We start from the raw sequence: 7,112 nt of genomic DNA, 5'->3' as shown, positions 1-7,112 counted from the left end.
CTGTCAAGGGCGCTCCCTGCGGTCGCGTCGCTGCGCGATGGCCTGCGGCCACCCTTGACAGGCCCCGTCCCCACGGAAAGCCAAGAACTGTCGGGAAGCCCCCGGAGGAAGGGCAGGGGGGACATGACCCACTTCCCGGGATTCCGGGCAGTGCGGGAGGGGCCCTGAGTGCGACCTTGCCGCGCCCTCCGGGCGAACGAGCCACAAGCACGCCCCTAGATCGCTACGCGCTCCTCCGAGAGAAGCGTCTGCGGGCCGCGTGGAGCTGGTGGGCGGTGCGGGAGGGGTGGAAGCTCGGCTCAACCGAGCAGGAGTCGGGTCTGGTGGCGGCAGGGACTCAACAACCCTCCAAAATGCCTCTTTTGTTGGCATTTGGATCCCACTTTCAAGGGGCGGACGGCCTCAGACCGCCCCCATGCTCGGTCTCGCCGAGTTCTCACCCCAATCAGCCCGCAGACGCCTCCTCGGAGAAGCGCGTAGCGATCTGAGAGCGTGCTTGTGGCTTGTGGTCGTTGTCTTGTCGCCCGGAGGGCGCGGCAAGGCCGCTCTCAGAGCCTCCGGCGCATCGCTCGCAACGGGGCCGCATGGGAAAGGTCCCCCCTGCCCTTCCTCCGGGGGCTTCCCGACAGTTCTTGGCTTTCCGTGACGGGGTGGCCTGTCAAGGGTGGAGCGCAGCGACATCGCGTAGCGACGCGACGAAGGAGCGCCCTTGACAGGTCGCCCCGGCACGGAGAGACAGTGGAACTGACGGGCAGCCCCCGGGCCCTCCCCGACCCCGCCCCGCCGAAGCACCCGCCCAACGCGGCGAAGCCGCGTGCCCACCACCCCGACCTCCCCCGCCTCCGCCGTGCGGCAGAATCGGGGCATGACGAGTCCCGTGCCCCCCGCTGCCGACGAGCCGGTCTATGACGATCGGGTCTATCGCTCCCCCATGGCCATGGTGACCGGCGTGCTGATGTTGGCGCTGGTCGGGTGGTTGTGCGGGGACGCGCTGGTGCGCGGGGACGGGTCGGCGCCGTTGATCGCCGGGGCGGTGTTGTTGTGTGCGGTGCCGCTGATCGTCGCGTTCACGCTGCGGCCCGCGGTCTTCGCGAACGACAACCGGATGCGTGTGCGGAACCCCTTCCGCACCATCGAGCTGCCCTGGGCCGCCGTGGACGCGGTGCGGGCCGGGTTCTCGGCGGAGGCGCTGGCCGAGGGGGACACGTACCAGCTGTGGTCCATTCCGGTGTCGCTGCGCGAGCGGAAGAAGGCGAACCGGCGGGCCGGGCGCGCCCAGGAGGCGGCGCCGGCCGGGGCGGACAAGGTCGTGCACGAGCTGACGGAGCTGGCCGAGCGCTGCGCTTCGCGCGCCGGGGCGCAGGGCAGCGTGCGGGTGCGTTGGTCGTACGAGATCATCGCGCCCGCGGCCATCGGAGCGGTCGCTCTCATCGTGCTCCTCGCCACACGCTGAACCGGCCGGAACCGCGGCTACCGGCTGGTGCGTCTTCGCAGGTGTGCAGCGTCATGAAGCCGGCGGCAGCGCCGCCATTCAACTCCGGCTCCGGCTCGTGGGCGGCGGTCTGCTGGCCGCCCACCTCCTGCTCGTCGCCTGGGTGACCCTGCGACCCCTGGACGTGCCATGGGCCGCCTCCGCCAATCTGACCCCCTTCGCCGGGATCAGAGCCGACCTGGCCGCCGGGCCGCTGGAGGCGGCGCGGCGGATCGGCTCGTCGCTGGTGCTGCTCGCACCGCTCGGGGTGCTCCTGCCGCTGGTCAGCGGGCGGCTCGCGCCGTCGCCACTGGCCGCGTGGGCCTCGATGGGCCGGACCGTCGCGGCGGGGACGCTCGTCTCCGTGAGCATCGGCATGCTCCAGACCGCGGTGCCGGGCCGGGTGGTCGACGTCGACTCGGTGTTGCTGAACGTGCTGGGCGTGGCGCTGGCCCACCTGGCCGTCGTACCGGCGCTGCGCGCCCGGCTGCGGCGCTCCGGGAAGCGGGTCGCGTCGCGGCCCCGCTCCCCCGAGCCTTCTCCGGTGCGCTCTCAGGGGCCTACCCCGAGAGTTGCCAGGGTCGGTATCGGCCCCTGGACCGAGGTCCTGTCGGCGATTCACCGGGAGTATTGAGGCATCGCAAGAAAGCGATCCTTACGAAGGAGAAACCATGAGCGCCCTTGCCCGCCCGCGTGACGGACGATGGATCGGCGGAGTCTGTGCCGGTCTGGCGCGACGCTTCGGGATGTCCGCGAACACGATGCGTCTCATCTTCGTCGTCTCCTGCCTCCTGCCCGGCCCGCAGTTCCTGATCTACCTGGCCCTGTGGGTGGTCCTGCCGAACGAGAAGACCGGCGCCGCCTCCGGCAGCTGGTAGCCGCCGTCAGCGGATGGTCTGCTTGACCTTCTGGACCTGCCTGTCCGTGAGGTCGTGCGGCACTTCCGCCTTGCGCTGGGCGTCCGCGACATTGAGCGCCATCAGCCGCACGATCGTCGAGCCCTGGCGTACGAGGACCAGGTGGACGTGGGCCGAGACGCCCTGGGCTGCCGCGACGACCGTCCAGCTCACGCTGTCGTCGCCCCCGGCCTGGTAGGCGACGGCTTTGACCTCGCGGTAGCTGCCGGTCTGCTTCTGGATCGTGGCGTTGAATCCCGCGCCGCAGGCGGCGACGGCCGCCTTGAGCCGGGCCATGAGCTGTTTCGCGTCGCTCTCGCCGTAGGAGCTGACCGAGTCCGAGATGGCGAGGCCCGCCTGGGTCTGGGAGCCGACGCCGCGGTTCACCGTCTCGCGCGCGGCCGGGTCCGGCTTGTCGCCCATGACGTCGGCGAGGGGCTGGCAGGCCTTCTTGTCGGCCTGCGGCTGGCCGACGGGGGCGTTGGGGTTCTTGCCCTGGGCCGAGATCTGGTAGCCGACGAGGTCGCCCTGTTCCAGGGCGGACTTCTCCAGCACGGTGCCGGTGCGCGGCGCGGCGGAGGCCGCCGCGGGCGCGCTGGCGGAACCGGGGGCGCCGGAGGCTCCCCCGGTCGCCGCGGAACCCTTCGGGTCGGGCCCCTTGTCGGCCGCCGGGCCGCCCGCGGTCGTGCATCCGACGGCGACGCTCAGGAGCAGGGGGGCCAGCGAGGCGACCGCGACCGCTCGTGCCTTCATGCGCATGTCCTCGACCTCATACCCCGTGCGTGGATGGGCAGTTCGGGGTGATCGTGGCACATGCCACAGCGGGGCGCACACCTCGTCGAAGAGGTGTGCGCCCCGCGTGTGTACGTGCGGATCCGTGTGCGATTTCGCGTGCGGCGGGTCAGCCGCCGAGGCCGCCGGGGAGGTTGCTGGTCGGCAGGCCGCCGAGGAGACCGGTGACGGGCTTGAGGGCCTCCGCCGGGTCGCTCGACTGGGACTGGGCCTCCTCGCCGGGGGCGACCTTCTGCTGGCTGGTCACGCCCTGGGCGGCGGCGGTCACGGTACCGAGCGCGTCGGCGACACCGATCGCGGGCACGGCGGCGGAGGCGGTACCGGCGGCGGCCGCGGCGAAGGCGGCACCGATGACGGCGACACCGAGGGTCTTGGCAGCTGACTGCTTCATGAATCGTCCTTGCGACAGGGAATTGAGCGGCTCCGCAAACTAGTCACTTCAAACCCCCTCCTGCAAACATCCTTAAATATGAGAAAGCGCCCGGGAATTGCTCCTCCCGGGCGCTTTCAGTACGTCATGCCGTGGCCTACGCCGAGACAGAACCGCTGGTCGAAGCGGTCTGCTGGAACAGCCATTCCGACTTGAGCTCCGCATAACCGGGCTTGATCACGTCGTTGATCATGGCCAGTCGTTCATCGAAAGGAATGAACGCGGACTTCATCGCATTGACCGTGAACCACTGCATGTCGTCGAGCGAGTACCCGAAGGTGTCGACCAGGTGCTCGAACTCGCGGCTCATGCTCGTGCCGCTCATCAGCCGGTTGTCGGTGTTGACCGTGAGCCGGAAGTGGAGCTTGCGCAGCAGACCGATCGGGTGCTCGGCGTAGGAGAGCGCCGCGCCCGTCTGCAGGTTCGAGGTCGGGCACATCTCCAGGGGGATGCGCTTGTCCCGGACGTACGAGGCCAGCCGGCCCAGCGTGACCGAACCGTCGGCGGCGACCTCGATGTCATCGATGATCTTCACGCCGTGACCGAGGCGGTCCGCGCCGCACCACTGCAGGGCCTGCCAGATCGACGGCAGACCGAAGGCCTCGCCCGCGTGGATGGTGAAGTGGTTGTTCTCGCGCTTGAGGTACTCGAAGGCGTCGAGGTGGCGGGTGGGAGGGAACCCGGCCTCGGCGCCCGCGATGTCGAAGCCGACCACGCCGTTGTCGCGGTAGCGGTTCGCCAGCTCGGCGATCTCCAGCGCGCGGGCCGCGTGGCGCATCGCGGTGAGCAGGGCGCCGATGCGGATCCGGTTGCCGTTGGAGCGCGCGCGGCGCTCGCCCTCGCGGAAGCCCTCGTTGACCGCCTCGACGACCTCTTCGAGGGTCAGACCGGCTTCGAGGTGCTGCTCGGGGGCGTACCGGATCTCGGCGTACACGACGCCGTCCTCGGCGAGGTCCTGGGCGCACTCGGAGGCGACCCGGAAGAGGGCCTCCTTCGTCTGCATGACGGCGCAGGTGTGCGCGAACGTCTCCAGGTAGCGCGGCAGGGAGCCGGAGTCGGCGGCTTCGCGGAACCAGACGCCCAGCTTGTCGGCGTCCGTCTCGGGAAGGTTCTCGTAGCCGACCTTGTGCGCCAGCTCGATGATGGTCCCGGGGCGCAGTCCACCGTCGAGGTGGTCGTGGAGCAGCACCTTCGGGGAGCGGCGGATCTGATCTGGGGTGGGCAGGTTGGGGGTCTCGCTCGTCATCTGCGCACTCTAGCTCCTACGCGCGTAGAGCGCGGGGCAGGCGGCGAGGGTCGATACGTAACAGTGACCGTGCGGACGGGTGGCGTACACCTGTCAGTCTGAGACTGTTCCGCCATGGCACAGCATGCGCCGCCGGCGCGCGGGGCCCGCCTGGGGCGGGCGGCCGGCGCGAACGGCTCGGGCTCGACGGTCAATGGTGTGGTGCTCCTGCTCCCCGGGGCGTCCAGATTCTTCCCCGGTCCCCTGCGGCCGCTCGCGCGGGCGCTGGCCCGCGGGGGCGGGACGCAGGGGCTGGTCACGCACACCGTCCAGCACGGTGCGGACGGGCGGGAGGAAGCGGCGCGGTGGGCCGTGGAGGAGGCGTTACGACGCTACGGCGACGTGCCGGTGTGCCTCGTCGGCTATGACGCGGGTGGGCGGGCGGCGTTGGCGGCGGCCGGGCACGAGGCCGTCAACTGCGTGGTGGCGCTGGCGCCTTGTCTGCCGGAGGTGGGGGCGGGGGTGGATCCGGAGCCGGTGAAGCAGTTGTCGGGGCGGCAGGTCCTGATCGTGCACGGCACCAACGACGCGCGCAGCGACCCGGAGTCGTCGTTCCGGCTGGCGACGCGGGCGAAGAAGGCGAACCGGGCCACGTGTCGGTTCGAGGTGCACTCGGACGGGCACGGGCTGCGGGAGCATCAGGGGGAAGTGGTCGCGCTGACCGTGGACTTCGTCCTCGGGACGGTGTGTTCCGGGCGGTATTCGCGGCCGGTGACGGATGCGTTGGCGGCTCCGCCGCCGTTGGGGTTGCGCATGCCGTTGGGTTCCGGCTTCGGGCGGTCGTTGCGGGGGTGACGCCCGGTGGGGCGCGGCGGCGCCGTCTTCCGGGGCTCCGCCCCGGACCCCGCGCCTCAAACGCCGGCGGGGCTTGATGTGGCCGGGTCGGCCCGTCCGCGCGGCGCCGTTGCCGCGCCTCAAACGCCGGCGGGGCTTGATGTGGCCGGGGTTGGCCTGTCCCTGCGGCGCCGTTGCCGCGCCTCAAACGCCGGCGGGGCTTGAGGTGGCCGGGGTTGGCCCGTTGGTGCGGCACCGCTGGCCCGTTGGTGTGGCGCCCTTGGGGGCGTTGGGGGGTCAGCGGAGGAGGGAGGTGGCTTGGGTGAGGGTGGTGGTGAGGGCTGTGGCGGTGGGGGCTGTGGCCAGGATGTAGGGGTGGGGGTGGGAGAGGTGGACACGGAGTACGCCGGGGACGGCGCGGGCCGCGGCCAGGGCGGTGGGGCGGGTCGGGGCCGGGGGGAAGTCGACGTAGCGCAGGCCCGCGTGGGTCGCGCGGGGGTGCAGGGGCGGGGCCGGGAGGTCCAGGCCCGCGGCGAGCGCGAGGGCCAGGACGTCGATGCCGGTGGCGAGGCGCAGCAGGTCGGGCTCCAGGAGGCCCGGGCGGGCGTGGGCCTCGACCAGGCGGGGGCCGCGCGCGGTGAGGATGACCTCGGTGTGGGAGGGGCCGTCCCGGTGCCGGACCAGGTCCAGGACCCGGCGCACGAGGGACCGTACGGACGCGGCCGGGCGGGGGTCCAGGGGGACCGGGAGCTGGTGGCCCGCGGTGGTGAGCCGGGGGCCGGGCAGCCGGCTGGTCCAGCCGAGGATGCGGTGGCGGCCGGCCCGGGAGAGCGCTTCGACGGTGAGTTCGGGGCCTTCGAGGAACTCCTCCACGAGCAGGTCGGTGATTTCGGGGTAGGCGCGGGCGGCGGCGCGCGCGTCCGCGGGGCCGGTCAGCCCCCGCACGCCCTCCCCGTCGGCGCCCGCGCGCGGTTTGACCACGCACGGGTAGCCGATGAGGTCGGCGATGAAGGGGAGCAGGTCGGCGCGTCCGCAGCGGGCGAAGGAGACGGGGTGGCCGGGGTGCAGCAGGGTGTTGGTACGGGCGCGCAGGGCGGCCTTGTCCATGAGGGCCGTGACCGCGCCGCTGGGGGTGCCGGGCAGGCCCAGCGCCTCGTTGGCGCGGGCGGCCGCGAGCGCGCTGGCCGCGTCGAAGCCGAAGACGGCGGCCCGGCCGTCGCGGACCGCGGCCAGCCGGGCGAGTTCCGCGGTCAGTGCCCGGTGGTCGCGCCAGTCCGTCCGTACCGGCCGTTCCGCCCCCTCTCGGACGGACGGTACGGACGCGACCGGCGCGACCACCACGGGGCGCGCACCCGCTCGGCGGGCGGCGGCGATCACGGCCGGGCGCGGGCTCAGCAGGATGGCCACGGGTCTGGGGCTCTCGCTCTGCACCGTGTCCACCCCCGGGTCCGGCTCGCGCCTCCC

The 7,112-nt window shown here is 72.3% G+C and carries 8 protein-coding genes; 4 read left to right on the top strand and 4 right to left on the bottom strand.

Features of this window, described 5'->3' with window-relative positions:
• Nucleotides 1–865: 865 nt before the first annotated feature.
• Genes ACZ4UB_RS27275 through ACZ4UB_RS27265 form a run of 3 tightly spaced genes read left to right on the top strand, consistent with a single transcriptional unit; the run spans nucleotide 866 to nucleotide 2,349 of the window.
• Entirely contained in the window at nucleotides 866–1,453 is a 588-nt protein-coding gene (locus ACZ4UB_RS27275) for a PH domain-containing protein (protein WP_468074012.1), read from the top strand.
• Nucleotides 1,454–1,496: 43 nt separating this feature from the next.
• On the top strand, nucleotides 1,497–2,105 hold the full coding sequence (locus tag ACZ4UB_RS27270; protein WP_468074010.1) for a VanZ family protein: 609 nt from the start codon (nucleotides 1,497–1,499) through the stop codon (nucleotides 2,103–2,105).
• Between the two features lie 37 nt (nucleotides 2,106–2,142).
• Nucleotides 2,143–2,349: a PspC domain-containing protein gene (locus tag ACZ4UB_RS27265; RefSeq protein WP_354379780.1), complete on the top strand. Its 207-nt coding sequence runs from the start codon at nucleotides 2,143–2,145 to the stop codon at nucleotides 2,347–2,349.
• Nucleotides 2,350–2,355: 6 nt separating this feature from the next.
• Here ACZ4UB_RS27265 and ACZ4UB_RS27260 read toward each other — a convergent pair whose 3' ends face one another.
• The 3 genes from ACZ4UB_RS27260 to ACZ4UB_RS27250 form a co-directional block, all read right to left on the bottom strand.
• Nucleotides 2,356–3,120 carry a hypothetical protein gene (locus ACZ4UB_RS27260; RefSeq protein WP_468074008.1) on the bottom strand — a complete coding sequence of 255 codons (765 nt, stop codon included), beginning with the start codon at nucleotides 3,118–3,120 and terminating at the stop codon, nucleotides 2,356–2,358.
• Between the two features lie 148 nt (nucleotides 3,121–3,268).
• The gene (locus tag ACZ4UB_RS27255) at nucleotides 3,269–3,550 is read right to left on the bottom strand and encodes a hypothetical protein (RefSeq protein ID WP_354379782.1); all 282 of its coding nucleotides are present in this window, start codon (nucleotides 3,548–3,550) and stop codon (nucleotides 3,269–3,271) included.
• Nucleotides 3,551–3,686: 136 nt separating this feature from the next.
• The gene (locus ACZ4UB_RS27250; RefSeq protein WP_354379783.1) at nucleotides 3,687–4,835 is read right to left on the bottom strand and encodes an adenosine deaminase; all 1,149 of its coding nucleotides are present in this window, start codon (nucleotides 4,833–4,835) and stop codon (nucleotides 3,687–3,689) included.
• A 114-nt stretch (nucleotides 4,836–4,949) separates the two neighbouring features.
• On the opposite strand from ACZ4UB_RS27250, the gene ACZ4UB_RS27245 reads away from it, so the two are divergent.
• Nucleotides 4,950–5,669, top strand: a complete 720-nt coding sequence (locus tag ACZ4UB_RS27245; protein WP_354379784.1) for an alpha/beta hydrolase — start codon at nucleotides 4,950–4,952, stop codon at nucleotides 5,667–5,669.
• Nucleotides 5,670–5,945: 276 nt separating this feature from the next.
• Here ACZ4UB_RS27245 and ACZ4UB_RS27240 read toward each other — a convergent pair whose 3' ends face one another.
• Nucleotides 5,946–7,079, bottom strand: a complete 1,134-nt coding sequence (locus ACZ4UB_RS27240; protein WP_468074006.1) for an ATP-grasp domain-containing protein — start codon at nucleotides 7,077–7,079, stop codon at nucleotides 5,946–5,948.
• Nucleotides 7,080–7,112: the final 33 nt, after the last annotated feature.

Source organism: Streptomyces sp. NPDC028419 (assembly GCF_055565515.1).
Note: the sequence above shows the minus strand (reverse complement) of the source record. Positions and strands in the feature narration are given on the sequence as shown.

Excerpts from the sequence above, each read along its gene's own strand:
- ACZ4UB_RS27255 (WP_354379782.1), bottom strand. The coding sequence starts at position 3,550 with ATGAAGCAGTCAGCTGCCAAGACCCTCGGTGTCGCCGTCATCGGTGCC.
- ACZ4UB_RS27265 (WP_354379780.1), top strand. The coding sequence starts at position 2,143 with ATGAGCGCCCTTGCCCGCCCGCGTGACGGACGATGGATCGGCGGAGTC.
- ACZ4UB_RS27245 (WP_354379784.1), top strand. The coding sequence starts at position 4,950 with ATGGCACAGCATGCGCCGCCGGCGCGCGGGGCCCGCCTGGGGCGGGCG.
- ACZ4UB_RS27250 (WP_354379783.1), bottom strand. The coding sequence starts at position 4,835 with ATGACGAGCGAGACCCCCAACCTGCCCACCCCAGATCAGATCCGCCGC.
- ACZ4UB_RS27275 (WP_468074012.1), top strand. The coding sequence starts at position 866 with ATGACGAGTCCCGTGCCCCCCGCTGCCGACGAGCCGGTCTATGACGAT.
- ACZ4UB_RS27260 (WP_468074008.1), bottom strand. The coding sequence starts at position 3,120 with ATGAAGGCACGAGCGGTCGCGGTCGCCTCGCTGGCCCCCCTGCTCCTG.